Origin of the sequence: Campylobacter sp. 2018MI13 (assembly GCF_018501135.1) — a bacterium.
Classification (GTDB): Bacteria; Campylobacterota; Campylobacteria; order Campylobacterales; family Campylobacteraceae; genus Campylobacter_E.
Genome location: NZ_JAHCZC010000007.1, coordinates 1 through 15,349 on the forward strand (window position 1 = coordinate 1; position 15,349 = coordinate 15,349).

Consider the following 15,349-nt stretch of genomic DNA (forward strand, 5'->3'; position numbering starts at 1 on the left):
ATTTAGAAGGTTTTACAAAAATTATTAAATTACATTTTAAGGATTTTAAAAACATTTTATAAAGCAAAAGCCCTTTTTATAAATCACTTATATTGTAAAAATTAAGCTCAAATAACGATTATAAATTTTGAACCTGTATTGTTTAAGGGTATTATTTTTATTCGTTATTAAGCAATACTAATTGTAAATTTTATAAGCAATCTTAAAAATAAAATATATTTTTATAATTTACTTATTTAATAATTCACCTACAAAATCACTCATAGAATAATTTTTATTCTCTTTAGTAATAAGCCATTTTGCTACATTAATAGCACCTTTAGCAAATATTACTCTAGAATTTGCATTATGAATTAATTCTATACTTTCATCATCTCCATAAAATCCAACACTATGATACCCTGCAACGCTTCCACCTCTAAGGCTTACTAAACCTATTTCGTTATCTTCTCTTTTGCCTTCTCTATTAAAGCAAATCTTATGCTCTTTATTTAAAGCTTTATTTCTAGCTTCAAGTGCATTTTTTGCTAATGTTAGAGCTGTTCCACTAGGAGCATCAACTTTATGCTTATGATGTTTTTCATAAATTTCTATATCAAATTCTTTTAAAGCAAGTGCAGCAATTTTCGTAAGTTCATTTAATATTGCAACACCCAATGAAGTATTAGAAGCCCAAAAAAACTTACCTTTATAAGTTGTAGCTTTTTTAAAATATTCATCTTTAAGCCCAGTAGTTCCAACAACTAAAGCTGGTGGATTATCTAATAAGCTAGCTTTTTCAAGTAACTCAACACTAGCAGCAGGAGTAGAAAAATCTATTATAACATTAGCTTTAAAAAGCTCATTATAATCATTATTTTCCTTAGTAAAAGAATATACTAAATCAATATTCTCATCAGCCAAAGCTAGTTTTACTAGCTCCTTACCCATTCTACCATTTGCCCCAAATACTGCTAGATTTATCATTTTATTATAATAGTGAGTTTAATTTATCAGCTAAAGCTTGTTTTGCTTGAGCACCAATTACTGTATCAACTATTTCGCCATTTTTGAAAAATAACATAGTAGGAACTGAACGAATTCCAAACTCAGCAGCTAATTCTTCACAATCATCAATATTAACCTTAGCCACTAATGCTTTACCTTCAAATTCATTTGCTAATTCTTCAATAGCAGGTGCAAGCATTCTGCAAGGTCCACACCATGGTGCCCAAAAATCTACTAAAGCAACGCCTTTTTTAGCTAAATTAATATTTTCACTTGTTAATTCTTTTGCCATTTTATTCTCCTAAAAAAATATTTGTAAATAAAAATTATCATCTAACTTAGTTAATGAATATTTATTTTATTAAAGCACAATAACACAAATTACAATAAGGAAAAATTATGATATTTAGTGATGAAGAATTAATTGAACCTTGTTTAAATGTCCTAAAATCAAAGCTTCACATACTTCATAATGATGGTGGTGATTTGGAGTTTTTGGGTGTTAAAAACGGGGTTGTTTATATAAAATTACTTGGTGCTTGTCATGGTTGTGCTGCTGCAAATACCACTTTAAAATTAGGGCTTGAAAGGGCTTTAAAAGAACAAATTGATAGCAATATTTCGCTAATAAATCTTGAAGGTGGAAAGGAAGCTTTTGAAAAACTATGAAAGTTAATTTAGATAATTCTTACATAACAGATAATTCAAATGAATGTGAAAAAGGTTGTTATTTTTTACTAACTAATTCAAATTCCAAATACGAAAACGATGCAAAATCTAAAGGTGCTTTAGTAATTAACGAAGCAAAAGCAAGAGAACTTTTAAAAATCAATGAAAATATAAAAATTATAGGTATAACAGGCACAAATGGTAAAACCACTACCGCTGCTGCAATTTATTCTATATTGCTTGATTTAGGTAAAAAAGTATTTTTATGTGGAACTCGTGGGGCATTTTGTAATGATAAAAAAGTTGCGGCAAAATCTTTAACAACAGGATTTTTATTAGAATTATTATCGTATTTACAAATTGCAACTTTAAATAATTGCGAATATTTTGTAATGGAAGTAAGCTCTCACGCAATTGCACAAAATCGCTGTGGAGATATGAAATTCACTGCTAAAATCTATACTAATTTAACTCAAGACCATTTAGACTTTCACGAAACTTTTGAAAATTATGCAAATTGTAAAGCAAGTTTTTTTCAAGATGAATGCTTAAAAATAATAAATCAAGATGCTTATAAATTTTCTTATAATGTAAAAGGTGCTATTACTTATGGTATAGAAAATCCTGCTTTATATAGTGTAAAAGCTTATACATTAATTGATGGTATTGAAGCAGTTTTTGCTGTTAAAAATGAGCTTTATGAGATTAGCTCTTCTTTAAAAGGCTTATTTAATATCTATAATCTTCTTGCAGCTTTTGCTTGTGTTAATGAATTGGTAAAACCTAATAAAGATGATTTAACTAATACTATTGCTAATTATGCAGGGGTAATGGGAAGAATGCAAAGCATTCCTAATAAATATAATAAAGAAATAATAGTAGATTTTGCCCATACTCCAGATGGAATTGCTAATGTGTTAGAAGCAATGAAGCATAAAGAATTAATAGTAGTATTAGGTGCAGGTGGTAATCGCGATAAAAGTAAAAGAACTCCTATGGCAAAAATAGCTAGTCATTATGCAAAAACTTTATTTTTAACAAGTGATAATCCAAGAGATGAAGAACCCATTGCAATTCTTAAAGATATGATAGATGGCTTAAGCGAAAACGAATTAAAAAATATAAATATTGTAATTGATAGAAGATTAGCAATTTATAAAGCACTTTTAGCTCAAAATAAAAATGAATGTGTTATGATTTTAGGTAAAGGTGATGAAGATTACCAAGAAATAAAAGGTGTAAAATATCCATTTTTAGATGAAAAAGTAGCACTTGAATGCTTAGATGAAATACACAATTATGAAGAAAAAATTAGATTGAAAGGTGAATATGTTTAAAGATTTTGATTTTTCTAAAATGCAAGAAATGTTGCAAGATGTCCAAAATAAAGCTAAAGAATTTGAAAACGAATTAGCAAATAAAGAATTTGTAGCAAAAAGTGGTGCTGGAATGGTAGAAGTTAAAGTAAATGGAAAATTTCAAGTAATTGATATAAAAATAGATGATGAATTATTAAAAGACAAATCATCTATGCAAATATTATTAATTTCTGCACTAAATGAAGCATTAGAAAGTGCAAGTTCAAGTACAAAAAATGCTGCGGCTGATATGTTTTTTAAGGCAGGAAAATGAGAAAACTTGCATTATCTTTAATGTTAGTAGCGACCTTATTTGGCGTAGAGCGACCTACATTTGATGATTATTTAGCATGTTATGAAAAAAATAAAGCAAGTATGTTAAATTACGAAGGCTTACCTGCTTTTGTGTTAGATGAAAATCTTTTAGCTGTAGTAAAATTACCTGATACAAAATTAAATTCATACATTAAATACGACCCATTTTTAAATCTTTATTTAGTAAGGACTGATTTTTCTTTAATAAAGCCAATCACAGATGATGAAACAACAAGAACTAGAAATGATTGGCTAGGAATTATTGATGCTAAAAAAGAGTATATAGGACATTTAAAATATCTAGCTCAAGGTTTGTTTGAAAGAGATAAACTTGATTTTAATACAAAAATTGGTTTATTAAATTCTCCTTGTTGCAAGGTTTTGGGTATTAGTTTATTAAATGGAGAATTCATAGGCAATCGTTATTTAAATCATTTTAAAAAATATAATGATGTTTATTGGGGCGATATTGGTGCTACATTTACTCAAAGAGGGGATAGATATTTTGTAAGTGGTATTACTTTTAATAGCAACTTAAGATTAAATGATGAAATCTTAAGCATAGATGATAAGCCTATAGAATCACTTAGAGCATTAAATGAAAGAATACTTTTTGCAGAAAATCAAAGCACTATTTATTTAAAAGTTTTAAGAGATAATGAAGAAATTAATATAAGCTCTGTTGTAAGTCCTAAAATATATGAACAACCAGTATTTACAACAAAAAAAGCAATTGTTAAAAAACAGATTTCAAATTCTTTAGGAATAACTTTAGATAATAATCTAAATGTAATAGGAATTTCAAATAAAAATTTAGGCTTTAAGCTAAAAGATAAAATCCTAAGAGTAAATAATGTAATAGTAAATACTAAAGCAGATTTTAATAAACAAATTCAACAAAGCGGTGTTTTAAATATATTAATTCAAAGATATATTAAAGACGAGAATAAAAACGGGGATTTTCAATTCTTTATAACAATTAACAAAGGAAAATAAATGTTAGAAAAAATGTCAAATAATTTAAGATTTTTAAGTGTAGATATGATTAATCGTGCAAATAGTGGTCATCCAGGCGTAGCAATGGGACTTAGTGATATTTTAGCAGTGCTTAGCACAAAAATTAATCTAAATACAAAAAATCATATAAATCGTGATAGATTAGTATTTTCAGGCGGACACGCAAGTTCTTTAATATATTCGTTTTTACATTTAAGTGGATTTAATTTAAGTCTTGATGAGCTTAAAAATTTTCGCCAATTAGGCTCACTTGCAGCAGGGCATCCTGAGATTAAAACTCACGGAGTAGAAATAGATACAGGCCCACTTGGTCAAGGTATTGCAAATGCTGTTGGTTTCGCAATGGCAGCAAAATTTGCTAGTAGCAAACTAAATAATTCGTTAAATCATAAAATATACTGCCTTTGTGGAGATGGGGATTTGCAAGAAGGAATTAGCTATGAGGCTTGTTCTTTAGCAAATGTTCATAATTTAAATAATTTAGTATTAATTTATGATAGTAACGAAATTAGTATTGAAGGCGATGTAAAACAAGCATTTCGTGATGATATAAAGGCTAGATTTAATAGCGTTGGCTTTGATGTTTATACTATTGATGGGCATAATTTTGATGAAATTAGCAAGGCTTTAGAAATGACTAAAAATGCTGAGCGTCCAAGTATTATCATAGCTAAAACCAAGATTGGAAAAGGTGCTTGTGAATTAGAAGGAAGCGAGAAAACTCACGGCTCACCACTAGGTGCTGAACTAGCTTTAAAAGCTAAAAAAGCTGCTAATTGGAATGAAGAAGAGTTTTATATAGATAGCGAAGCTAAAAATGGCTTTGAGAAAATGTGTAAAAGAAGTGATGGGTATTTTGCAAGTTGGGATAAAGCAAATAAATTTAGTGATGAACAATTAGAATTTATAGCTTATTTAGAAGGCAAAAAAGATTTAAATGTGGATTTTTCTAAACTTGATTTAAGTAAAAATTACGCTACAAGAGATAGCAACCACGCTTGTCTAAACGAAATAGCAAAACAAATTCCTACATTTTTAGGTGGTTCAGCAGACTTAGCACCATCAAATAAAACTTATCTAAAAGATTATGCAGATATTAGAAATGGTGGTAAAAATATAGCTTTTGGTATTCGTGAGCATGCAATGGGTGCAATTATAAATGCAATGGCAAGATATGGTTTGCATCCGTTTTGTGCTACATTTTTAGTATTTAGTGATTATTTAAAGCCTTCAATAAGATTAGCGGCTTTAATGAATTTGAAAGCATTTTTTGTATTTTCACACGATAGCATAGGAGTAGGAGAAGATGGTCCAACTCATCAACCAATTGAGCAAATCAGCACTCTTAGAAATATTCCTAATCTATACACTTTCCGTCCTGCTGATATGGCTGAAAATATAGCTTGTTGGCAAGTGGCTTTAAAGCTAAATAATCCAAGTGCATTCACACTTAGTCGTTCAGCACTTCCAAGCTTAAATACAAGTATTCCTGATATTAGCAAGGGAGCTTATTTTATAAAATATAGCGATAATGCAGAAGCTACAATAATTGCAAGTGGTAGTGAAGTTGCACTCGCACTTGAAGTTGCAAAAGATAAAAATATAAATGTATTAAGTATGCCTTGCTTTGAATTATTTGATAAAGAATTTGATAAATCTTTATTAAAAGGCAAGATTATCGGAATAGAAGCTGCAAGGTCTTATGAATTATATAAATACTGCGATGAACTTTTCATAATGGATAGTTTTGGCGCTAGTGGTAAAGAAAAGGATGTATTTAAATATTTTGGATTTGATGCAGAAAAAATAAAAGAAAAACTATAAGTTTAAAGGCAATTTATTTGCCTTTAAATCAATTCTTCTATTTGTAATTTATAAAGATAAGCACTAATTAATAAAAATCTAATTTTAGCACTACAGAACTAAAGGCAATTTATTTACCTTTAAATCAATTCTTCAATCATACCTTTTATATTTGCAATTCCTAAAGATAAAGCACTAATTAATAAAGCTCTAGCCTTAACATCACTTAAATATTCACTCATAATTACACCATTTTTAATCAAATCAACTTCAGCTCCAGCATAAGCATAGGTTCTAAGACCTGCTTTACCACTTTCACATCTACTTGTCATAATTATTGGAATATTTGCTTTTTGAATAATTGGCATAGCTCTAGCCATTACATGCCCTGCTCCATAGCCACTAATTACCAAACCATCATAATTATTTAAAGCATATTCAAGCATATCATTGTCAAAATCAAGGCACATTTTTAGTAAGGCTACTTTTTTAGTAATTTCTTTTAAAGGCTTTAGTTTTAGCCTTTTATAATTATTATTAAATAAATAAAACCTACCTTCTTTAATCTCTCCAACCAAGCCACGATTAAAACTTGTAAAAGTTTCAAGACTAAATGAATTGCTTTTATGGATAAATTGTGCTGAATGAACACTATCATTTAATACACAAAGCACACCTAAACCCCTTGCTAACTCACTATTTGCTAGAGTAATTGCATTGCTAATATTAGCTAGATAATCACTTCCTAACTCGCTAGGATTTTTCATAGCACCTGTAAAAATTAGTGGCTCATCTAAATCCCAAAATAAATTACAAAAAAATGAACTTTCTTCTAAAGTATCAGTTCCTTGAGTAATAATTACAGCACGAGAGCCTTTTTTAATCTCTTCTTTTGCAAGATTTAAAACTTCAATTAACATTGAAAAAGTTATATTTGGACTTGAGATATTGCTAAAAGTTATTGCATTAATGTCTTTAAATGAACTTGTTAAATCATCAGCATTTAGGCTAGGAATTGCTCCTTCGCCTAAATTACGCATAGAAATTGTCCCGCCAAGAGATATTAAACTAAGCATTTCTTACACAATCTATTAAATATCTTACATTTTCTACTGGAATATCAGGTAAAATTCCATGCCCTAAATTAAATATATGAGCCTTACCTTTTGTAAGTTCTTTTATGATTTCAACGCCTTCTTTTATAGCTTTTTTGCTATAAAGTCTGCAAGGCTCAAGATTTCCTTGTAATACATAAGGAGTTTTTGCTGCTACTTGAAGTGGAGTGCTCCAATCAACACCTAAAACATCAATTTTTGCATCCAAGCATTCAATAAAACCACCTACTCCTTTAGGAAAAGCAATTATTGCAATATGTGGGTATTTTGTCTTTAAATAACTTGCTAAATCTTGAATATATTTCCAAGCAAATTCCAAATAAGCACTAGGCTCAAGCGCATTAGCCCAGCTATCAAAAATCTGAATAGCATTAGCACCTGCTTTTATTTGATTTTCACAGTATTCTTTTAAAACTTCAGTAATTTTTGCTAATAATTTATGTGCTAAGGCTGGATTTTCATAAATCATTCTTTTGCTTTTTGCATAAGTTTTAGAGCCTTTTCCTTCTATCATATATGTTGCTAAAGTCCAAGGAGCACCACAAAATCCTATTAAAGCTTTATTTGAAGCTAATTTTTCACGAGTTAATTTTATAGCGTCATAAACATAAGTTAATTTATTAGCTGCATTTATATTTAATTTTTCTACATCAATTTCACTTGATATTATCTCATCAAAAACAGGACCTTCACCTGCTTCAAATCTAAGTGGTAAGCCCATCTCAAGTGGCACTACTAAAATATCTGAAAATATAATAGCCGCATCAAAATCTAGTATATCCACTGGTTGAAGCGTAACTTCACTAGCTAATTTATAATCCTTACAAAGACTTAAAAAATCTCCTGCTCTAGCACGAGTAGCCTTGTATTCAGCTAGGTATCTACCTGCTTGACGCATCATCCAAATAGGCATAACATCACTTTTTTTTCCAAAACAAGTATCTATAAATATCATCTTTGCTCCTTAGTGTTCTTTAGATTTATTATCACTTTTATGTAAAGCCCATAATCCAAGGCAAATACACATAATACCGATTGCTAAATAAAGCATATCCATACTTGAGCTAAATTTTAAATTAAGTGCGTGTTGGAAAAAATTAACAACTAAAACCATAATAATAACTTTACCAAGCTTATCTTTTAGCTCATCTAAACTATGAACTTCTAAAACCTTGCTTTGTTTATATTGTTTAAATTCTTCAACATCGCTTATAAATAATTCATATATTCCAAAAGAAAATATATAAAAAACTAAAGCCATTAAATATAAATCAACAGCTCCAACTATAGTGCTTACAGCTTCTTCGTGAATATCAATATCAGCACCTAAAAAATAATAAGTATATGTAACTTTTATGACCTTATACACATCAAAACTAGCAATAAAAAATAACATAAAAGCACCTAAAAGACCAAAAATAACAGGTAAGATTGTAATAAACCTAGAATTTACTAGGAATTTTTCAAAATATTTTTCTAACATTTATTCCCTTATTTCATAAAATCCGAATTGTTGGTATTCGTGTGGTTTATTATAAAAATCTTTTGTAGTGCTTTGATAAATATGACTTAAACTTAACTTAAAGTTATTTGAATTTTTATAAGTAAAATTACTTTGTTGTAAAAACAACCAATCTATTTGATTTTTGAAAAGTTCTAAGGCATTAAACCCGCCTTCAATCATTACAAATTTAATATTTTGCTCTTGCAATTCATCTTTTAATTTTAAAGGATTTTTACCAAAAATAATTTCTCTATTAGTTTTAAAAATATTTAGAGATTTAAAATTAGAATTTAAATCTTGAAAATATTTTGAAAATACTAATAAATTAGGTGCTTTTTTGCTAGTAGAATATCTAGCATCAAGCATAGGATTATCAAGTCTTAAAGTATTGCCACAAATTATTAAATAATCTATATTAGTTCTAATTTCGTGAAAATATGTCCTTAAATACTCATTACTAATACTACCTTCATTGTTATAATTTAGATTAATTGCTAATTTAAATAAAACAAAAGGCTTATTATCTAGCCAGAATTTGAATGGAGCAATTAATTTATCGCATTCATCTTGTAAAATTCCAAGATTTACTTTAATTCCAGCTTGTCTTAATTCATTTATACCATTTTGAGAACTATCACTTGAGCCTATATTTACTTCTTTAACTTTATATTTTATTAATAATTCATGACAAGGTGGAGTGCGACCTTGCTTACTGCAAGGCTCTAAAGTTACATAAAAAACACTATCTTTTAAAGCATCTTTTCCATATTTTTCTAAGATTTCATTCACACATAATCTTTCTGCGTGAAATGTTCCTGCTTTTTGGTGTGCTTTAATACTTAAAATCTTGCCGTATTTATCTAATACTAGACAACCTACGGCAGGATTTGGATAAGTTAAGAATTGATATTTCCAAGCCTCTTTTAAGGCTAGGTTCATATAAAAATCACTTCCTAAATTCAAGTTTTTTAACTCCAATAGCTTTATAAGCATCAATTCCTGCAGTTATCTTGCCTAATTTTAAATCAATTTGCTCTATTAAGCTATTTTGTAAAGCTCTTTCGCTATCTAAGAATTCTAAAAAGCTGATTTCTCCTTCATTAAATTTAAGCTTATTAAACTCATAAATTTCTTCTTCTAGTTTTACTATTTCATCATAATCTCTTAATTTAACTTCGGCATTATTATATTTTAAAATAGCATCTTCTATTTCTTTTAACGCAGTTTTTACTACTTTTTCATAGCCTAATACTGCATTATCTTGAGCTAAATTTGCTCTAATTACTTGCTCATCAACATCACCTAAATTAAATAAAGGTTGTAACAAACTAGCAGTAATTGAGCCAACAGGGTCAGAAAATACATTATGTGTATCTCCACTCCAACTAACACCAGCACCTATTGTAAAGGTTGGAAAAAAGCTATCCCAAGCAATTTTTGCATTATTATGAGCTATTTTTACATCTAAAATTGCTTTTGCTATATCAGGACGATTTGTCATAACAGAGCTTGGTATAGTAGCTGGCATAACAAAATCTTCTATTAAGTTATTAGCAAATTTAATTGGTTCTTTTTCTTGATTTAATCCATAAACTAAAATATCTAAAGAATTAATATACAAATCTCTTTCTAATTTTAAACTTCTTAATTTAGTTTGATTTAGAGTAAATTGTTCTTTAGTTTGTAAAAGAACTGATTTTGTAATAAAGCCTAATTTATATTGTTCTTCTTTTAATTTTAAAGTTTTTTCATAGCTATTTATAAAGTCTTCTAAAATTTCTATTTTTTTATTAGTTGCTACAACTTGATAATAAAGTTTTGCAATACTAAATCCAATAGTTTGATAAGTATTTTCTACATCAAATTCGCTAATATTAGCACTATAAATAGCGTTATCTTTAGCCTTACCAAATTTATTTAATAAATCTATTTCATAAGATAAATTAAGACCTAAAGAATGTCCGTAAGTTGGCTTTTGGTGTTTAATTAATCTCTCATTTGCATTAATGCCAAGATTAATACTAGGCTCTCTTTTAATGCCAACACTTACTAAATTTGATTCAGCTATTAAAAGATTATTAATAGCCATTTTAACATCTTCATTATTTTCCATAGCAATCTCAATCAAGCGATTAAGATTTGCATCATTACCTAAACTTCTCCAATCTTTAATTTCAAATTTAGTATTATTATCTAAATTATTTGGAGTTTTAAGCTCATAATTATTAACACTAGAGCAAGCAGCTAAAAATAAAGCTGCGATTGCTGATATTAAAAGCTTATTCATTAATTTGCTTTCCTTTCTTTTTAAAAACCTTATCATTTAAACTCTCTAGTAAATAGAAAAATAAAGGCACAAATAAAATAGATATACTAGAAGCTATAATAATACCACCAACTAGCCCTGTGCTAAGTGAGTGTCTAGCAGCACTACCTGAACCTTCGCTAAATACTAAAGGTAAAATACCAAAACCAAACGCTAAAGAAGTCATAATAATAGGTCTAAATCTAAGTTTTGCCGCCTTTATAGCCGCATCATAAGTATTTAAGCCGTGTTTATATTTTTCTTCCATAGCAAATTCAACAATTAATATAGCATTTTTTGCACTAAGACCAATTAACAATAATAAACCTATTTGAAAATATATGTCATTTTGCATACCCCTTAAATAAGTTGCTGCTAAACTTCCAAATACTGCAAAAGGAACTGCTGTAATTACTGCAAGTGGCATTAACCATCTTTCATATTGAGCTGCAAGTATTAAAAATACAAATACCATACCTAATGCAAATGCAGTAGAACCACTACCACTAGCATTTACTTCTTCATAAGAACTTCCTGCCCAAGCATAAGAATATTCATCTTTATTCATAGTTTCATTAAATACTTCAACTATAGCATTAATAGCATCTCCACTAGTATATCCTGGAGCTGGCGAAGCTGTAACTTTTGCAGCTGGGAAAAGGTTAAATCTAGTTACTGAAAACGCTGCTACACTTGGCTTAATATCAACAACACTAGCTAAAGATATGCTTTTGCCTTCACTATTTTTAACATAAATGTTTTCAAGACTTGTTCTTTTATTTCTAAATTCTTCATCGCCTCTTACATTTACTTGGAAATTTTTACCTAAAGCAGTAAAATCATTCACATAAACAGAACCAAAAATTAAATTTAAATTTGAATATATATCACTTAAACTAAGCCCTAAAATTTTAGCTTTTTTCTCATCAACACTTACTTTTAACTCAGGATAATCAGTGTTTAAAGTAGTTCTTGCTTGAGTTAATTCAGGTCTTTTTGATGCTGCTGCAAGTAAAGTATCTATATCTTTTTTAATTTCTTCATAACTTTTACCTGATTTATTTTGCACATACATTTCAAATCCGCCTGTTAAAGAAAGCCCCATAATCGGTGGTGGATTTAAGAAAAATGCAAAACCATCAGGGTCAAGCCACATATTTTTCATCCAAGTATTAGCTAAATTTTCACTATCTCCATTAATACCTAAATCTTTTCTATCTTTATAATCTTTTAATGTAATAAATGAAATTCCAGCACTTGGAGAAAGAGCTGAACTCTCTACATCAAATCCATTTAAAGAAATCATACTTTCTACTGCAGGATTATTCTTAACCATATCATAGATTTTATTATTAAAGGCTAGAGTTTTATCTAGGTTGCTAGAAGATTTTAATTGTGATAAAACCAATACAGCACCCTTATCTTCGCTAGGAACAAGAGAGCTAGGAATAATTTTTAGTAAGGCAAAAATTCCATAAAAGAATATAGCAACCACTATTAAACTTGGAATTACATGTCTTAAAACTTTTGCAACTGCACTACCAAAAATATTAATACTCCAATCAAAAAAGTCATTAAATTTTTTAACTAAATAAAAAGGCTTATCTTCATGGTCTTTTAATAATATACCGCATAATGCAGGAGTTAGCGTTAATGCAACAAAACCTGAAATACAAACAGAAATTACAAGAGTAATTGCAAATTGTCTTTGAATTTGCCCTACAAATCCATCTAAAAATGATACAGGAATAAATACCGCACTTAATACTAAAACGATAGAAATTACAGGTCCGGTTACTTCATCCATTGCCATTTTAGTAGCTGCTTTTACATCTTTTGTAATACCACTTCTAAACACACGCTCAACATTTTCTACAACGACAATAGCATCATCAACAACAATGCCGATTGCTAAAACTAAAGCAAATAATGTAATAAGATTGATTGTAAAACCAAAAACATAAAGGAAAGCAAAAGTTCCAAGTAAAGAAACCGGCACAGCAATTAATGGAATAATAGTTGCACGAAGGTTTTTTAAGAACATATACATAACTATTAAAACAAGTAAAATAGCTTCAACAAATGTTTGAACAACTTCGCTTATACTATCTTTTACGAAATCAGTAGTATCATAAGGCATACTATAAGCAACACCACTTGGGAAGAATTTGCTTAGCTCTTCTAATTTTTCTTGCACAGCTTTAGCTACTGCTATAGCATTTGCACCTGATTTTAAATTAATCATCATAGGAACCATTTTTTTACCATTATTAAGTCCGGCAAAACCATAGTTTTTAGTTCCTATCTCTACTCTTGCTATATCTTTTAAATATAAAATATTTCCATTTGGAAGTGCTTTTATTATGATATTTTCAAAATCACTTACCTTACTAAGCTTACCTTTAGCGCTCATTGTATAAACAAATGGACTAATTTCTTTCATAGGTAAATCACCTATTGTTCCTGTTGGATATTGTGAGTTTTGTTCTCTTATAGCTGCACTTACAACAGCTGGATTTAAATCATATTTATTAAGCTTTTCTGAATCAAGCCAAATTCTCATAGAATAATCTTTAGCTCCAATTACTTCAGCACTACCAATACCTTCTAATCTCTTTAACTCTTCAGCCACATTTAATGTAGCATAGTTACTTAGATAAGTTTCATCACGGCTATCATCAGGAGAATAAAACGAAACAACAGCTAAAATATTTGAGCTAGTCTCATCAACACTAACACCTAATTTTTTAACTTCTTCAGGCATTTTTGCTTGAACGCTTTGAACTTTATTATTAACATCAATTAATGCTTTTGATGGGTCTTTTCCAACCTTAAAATAAACATTTAAAAACATCAAACCACTTGAACTTGAGCTTGAAGTTATATAAATCATATCTTCAACACCATTAATTGCGTCTTCAAGAATACTTGCTACATTTTGAGAAAGCGTAGCTGCATCAACGCCAGAATAATTAGCAGTTACCCTAACCGTTGGAGATGTTACATTAGGATATTCTTCAATAGGCAAACCCTTCATTCCTAAAATACCAGCAATAGTAATTATAATTGAAACAACTATCGCAAATACTGGTCTATATATAAAAAACTTAGAAAACATTATTGTTCCTTAGTCTGCTCTTTAGGAGCTTGCTTTTGCATCATCGCACCAAATTCTGCCTTAGTTGCTATTTTTGCGCCAGGATAAATCTTTTTATAATTATTTAAAATCAATTCATCATCAACTTTTAAATCACTTGTTTTTGCGTCAATTACGGCAATTTTCTCATCATCAAAAATTGTTTTAACATGAATTTGTTTTGTTATATTTTTGTCTTTAACAAATACATAATATCCATCAATATCTTGTAATAAATTTTCTCTACTAATTACAAAAGAATCATTTTGCATAATATTGCTTAGTTTAAGACTAACAAAGGTTCCTGCACTTAATTCTTGATTAGTATTTTCAAAAACTGCATAAGCTTTAGTGCTTGCTAATTCATTATAATTTGATATAAACTCAACTTTACCTTCATAAATCTTACCATTTAAAGTAAAATTAGCTTTTGCACTTTTTAAATCATTATTATTTCTTTTAATTTGTTCCATATTTGTATCTGATATAAAAAATGTAGCTTTTAAAGTATTTTGATCTACAATTTTTACTAATTGAGTATTATTTGCATTAGCATAGCTTCCAGCATCAACTAATGAAGCTTGCACATATCCATCAAATGGAGCTTTTACATTAGTATAATCATAGTTTAATTTAGCTATCTTATAAGCTGCATTAGCTTTATCTAAACTAGCTTTTGCACTTTTAAAGGCTGCTTCTTTTGTATCAAATTCTTTTTGACTAACTGCTTTTTTAGCATATAAGTCTTTAGTTCTATTATAATCAGTATTAGCGTTTTCGTAGTTTGCTTTAGCAACACCAACATCAGCTAACGCTAAATCCAAACTAGCTTTATATTGCTCATCATCAATCTTATATAAAATTGTTCCTTGTTTTACAAAATCGCCATCTTTAAATAATATTTTTTTAATCTCGCCAGATACTTTTGGCAAAACTACTACATCTTTGTTAGCTTCTAATTTCGCTGCATATTGATAATAAATTTCAGCATTTTCTAAACTTACTTTTTTAATATCTACAATAGAAGGTGGCATTTCTTGCTGCTTTTGCTCTACCTTGTCATTGCAAGCTGTAAATAATAACAAGCTAGCAACGAAACTTAATTTAATAAGTCTTTTCATAAATTTTCCTTGTTGTAAT

14 protein-coding genes are annotated in these 15,349 nt (G+C 28.9%); 5 read left to right on the forward strand and 9 right to left on the reverse strand.

What is annotated here, in order from left to right:
* Positions 1 to 228: 228 nt before the first annotated feature.
* Together dapB and trxA are read right to left on the reverse strand one after the other, a co-directional pair.
* Positions 229 to 966, reverse strand: a complete 738-nt coding sequence (dapB, locus tag KJQ99_RS01385) for a 4-hydroxy-tetrahydrodipicolinate reductase (protein ID WP_214149788.1) — start codon at positions 964 to 966, stop codon at positions 229 to 231.
* A 4-nt stretch (positions 967 to 970) separates the two neighbouring features.
* Positions 971 to 1,279, reverse strand: a complete 309-nt coding sequence (trxA, locus tag KJQ99_RS01390; RefSeq protein WP_214117217.1) for a thioredoxin — start codon at positions 1,277 to 1,279, stop codon at positions 971 to 973.
* A 104-nt stretch (positions 1,280 to 1,383) separates the two neighbouring features.
* Between trxA and KJQ99_RS01395 the strand changes: the two genes are divergently transcribed.
* The 5 genes from KJQ99_RS01395 to KJQ99_RS01415 are packed head-to-tail and all read left to right on the forward strand — an operon-like array spanning position 1,384 to position 6,170.
* A complete protein-coding gene (locus KJQ99_RS01395) occupies positions 1,384 to 1,656 on the forward strand; it encodes a NifU family protein (RefSeq protein WP_214117289.1) in 273 nt (90 codons plus the stop codon).
* Positions 1,653 to 2,993, forward strand: a complete 1,341-nt coding sequence (locus tag KJQ99_RS01400) for a UDP-N-acetylmuramoyl-L-alanyl-D-glutamate--2,6-diaminopimelate ligase (RefSeq protein ID WP_214149789.1) — start codon at positions 1,653 to 1,655, stop codon at positions 2,991 to 2,993. The genes KJQ99_RS01395 and KJQ99_RS01400 overlap by 4 nt, the downstream gene beginning before the upstream one ends.
* The gene (locus KJQ99_RS01405) at positions 2,986 to 3,288 is read left to right on the forward strand and encodes a YbaB/EbfC family nucleoid-associated protein (RefSeq protein WP_214117222.1); all 303 of its coding nucleotides are present in this window, start codon (positions 2,986 to 2,988) and stop codon (positions 3,286 to 3,288) included. Before KJQ99_RS01400 ends, KJQ99_RS01405 begins: the two co-directional genes overlap by 8 nt.
* Positions 3,285 to 4,325 (forward strand): DUF7488 domain-containing protein, encoded by a 1,041-nt coding sequence (locus tag KJQ99_RS01410; protein WP_214117224.1) that lies wholly within the window; start codon positions 3,285 to 3,287, stop codon positions 4,323 to 4,325. The genes KJQ99_RS01405 and KJQ99_RS01410 overlap by 4 nt, the downstream gene beginning before the upstream one ends.
* Complete coding sequence (locus tag KJQ99_RS01415) at positions 4,326 to 6,170, forward strand: transketolase family protein (protein ID WP_214149790.1); 1,845 nt, start codon at positions 4,326 to 4,328, stop codon at positions 6,168 to 6,170. It abuts the gene before it with no gap.
* Between the two features lie 119 nt (positions 6,171 to 6,289).
* Here the strand turns inward: KJQ99_RS01415 and KJQ99_RS01420 are convergent, their stop codons facing one another.
* The 7 genes from KJQ99_RS01420 to KJQ99_RS01450 are packed head-to-tail and all read right to left on the reverse strand — an operon-like array spanning position 6,290 to position 15,330.
* Complete coding sequence (locus KJQ99_RS01420) at positions 6,290 to 7,225, reverse strand: asparaginase (protein ID WP_214149791.1); 936 nt, start codon at positions 7,223 to 7,225, stop codon at positions 6,290 to 6,292.
* Complete coding sequence (hemE, locus tag KJQ99_RS01425) at positions 7,218 to 8,219, reverse strand: uroporphyrinogen decarboxylase (protein ID WP_214149792.1); 1,002 nt, start codon at positions 8,217 to 8,219, stop codon at positions 7,218 to 7,220. The genes KJQ99_RS01420 and hemE overlap by 8 nt, the downstream gene beginning before the upstream one ends.
* Positions 8,220 to 8,228: 9 nt before the next feature.
* On the reverse strand, positions 8,229 to 8,747 hold the full coding sequence (locus KJQ99_RS01430; RefSeq protein ID WP_214117232.1) for a YqhA family protein: 519 nt from the start codon (positions 8,745 to 8,747) through the stop codon (positions 8,229 to 8,231).
* Positions 8,748 to 9,761: a bifunctional diaminohydroxyphosphoribosylaminopyrimidine deaminase/5-amino-6-(5-phosphoribosylamino)uracil reductase RibD gene (gene ribD, locus KJQ99_RS01435; protein ID WP_214149793.1), complete on the reverse strand. Its 1,014-nt coding sequence runs from the start codon at positions 9,759 to 9,761 to the stop codon at positions 8,748 to 8,750.
* A complete protein-coding gene (locus KJQ99_RS01440) occupies positions 9,715 to 11,055 on the reverse strand; it encodes a TolC family protein (protein ID WP_214119951.1) in 1,341 nt (446 codons plus the stop codon). Before KJQ99_RS01440 ends, ribD begins: the two co-directional genes overlap by 47 nt.
* Entirely contained in the window at positions 11,048 to 14,191 is a 3,144-nt protein-coding gene (locus tag KJQ99_RS01445; RefSeq protein WP_214117239.1) for an efflux RND transporter permease subunit, read from the reverse strand. Before KJQ99_RS01445 ends, KJQ99_RS01440 begins: the two co-directional genes overlap by 8 nt.
* Positions 14,191 to 15,330: an efflux RND transporter periplasmic adaptor subunit gene (locus tag KJQ99_RS01450; RefSeq protein ID WP_214149794.1), complete on the reverse strand. Its 1,140-nt coding sequence runs from the start codon at positions 15,328 to 15,330 to the stop codon at positions 14,191 to 14,193. Before KJQ99_RS01450 ends, KJQ99_RS01445 begins: the two co-directional genes overlap by 1 nt.
* Positions 15,331 to 15,349 lie beyond the last annotated feature (19 nt).

Coding starts and splice junctions, on each gene's coding strand:
- KJQ99_RS01415 (WP_214149790.1), top strand. CDS start 4,326: ATGTTAGAAAAAATGTCAAATAATTTAAGATTTTTAAGTGTAGATATG.
- KJQ99_RS01405 (WP_214117222.1), top strand. CDS start 2,986: ATGTTTAAAGATTTTGATTTTTCTAAAATGCAAGAAATGTTGCAAGAT.
- KJQ99_RS01430 (WP_214117232.1), bottom strand. CDS start 8,747: ATGTTAGAAAAATATTTTGAAAAATTCCTAGTAAATTCTAGGTTTATT.
- KJQ99_RS01400 (WP_214149789.1), top strand. CDS start 1,653: ATGAAAGTTAATTTAGATAATTCTTACATAACAGATAATTCAAATGAA.
- KJQ99_RS01445 (WP_214117239.1), bottom strand. CDS start 14,191: ATGTTTTCTAAGTTTTTTATATATAGACCAGTATTTGCGATAGTTGTT.
- hemE (WP_214149792.1), bottom strand. CDS start 8,219: ATGATATTTATAGATACTTGTTTTGGAAAAAAAAGTGATGTTATGCCT.
- KJQ99_RS01420 (WP_214149791.1), bottom strand. CDS start 7,225: ATGCTTAGTTTAATATCTCTTGGCGGGACAATTTCTATGCGTAATTTA.
- ribD (WP_214149793.1), bottom strand. CDS start 9,761: ATGCTTATAAAGCTATTGGAGTTAAAAAACTTGAATTTAGGAAGTGAT.
- dapB (WP_214149788.1), bottom strand. CDS start 966: ATGATAAATCTAGCAGTATTTGGGGCAAATGGTAGAATGGGTAAGGAG.
- trxA (WP_214117217.1), bottom strand. CDS start 1,279: ATGGCAAAAGAATTAACAAGTGAAAATATTAATTTAGCTAAAAAAGGC.
- KJQ99_RS01450 (WP_214149794.1), bottom strand. CDS start 15,330: ATGAAAAGACTTATTAAATTAAGTTTCGTTGCTAGCTTGTTATTATTT.
- KJQ99_RS01410 (WP_214117224.1), top strand. CDS start 3,285: ATGAGAAAACTTGCATTATCTTTAATGTTAGTAGCGACCTTATTTGGC.
- KJQ99_RS01440 (WP_214119951.1), bottom strand. CDS start 11,055: ATGAATAAGCTTTTAATATCAGCAATCGCAGCTTTATTTTTAGCTGCT.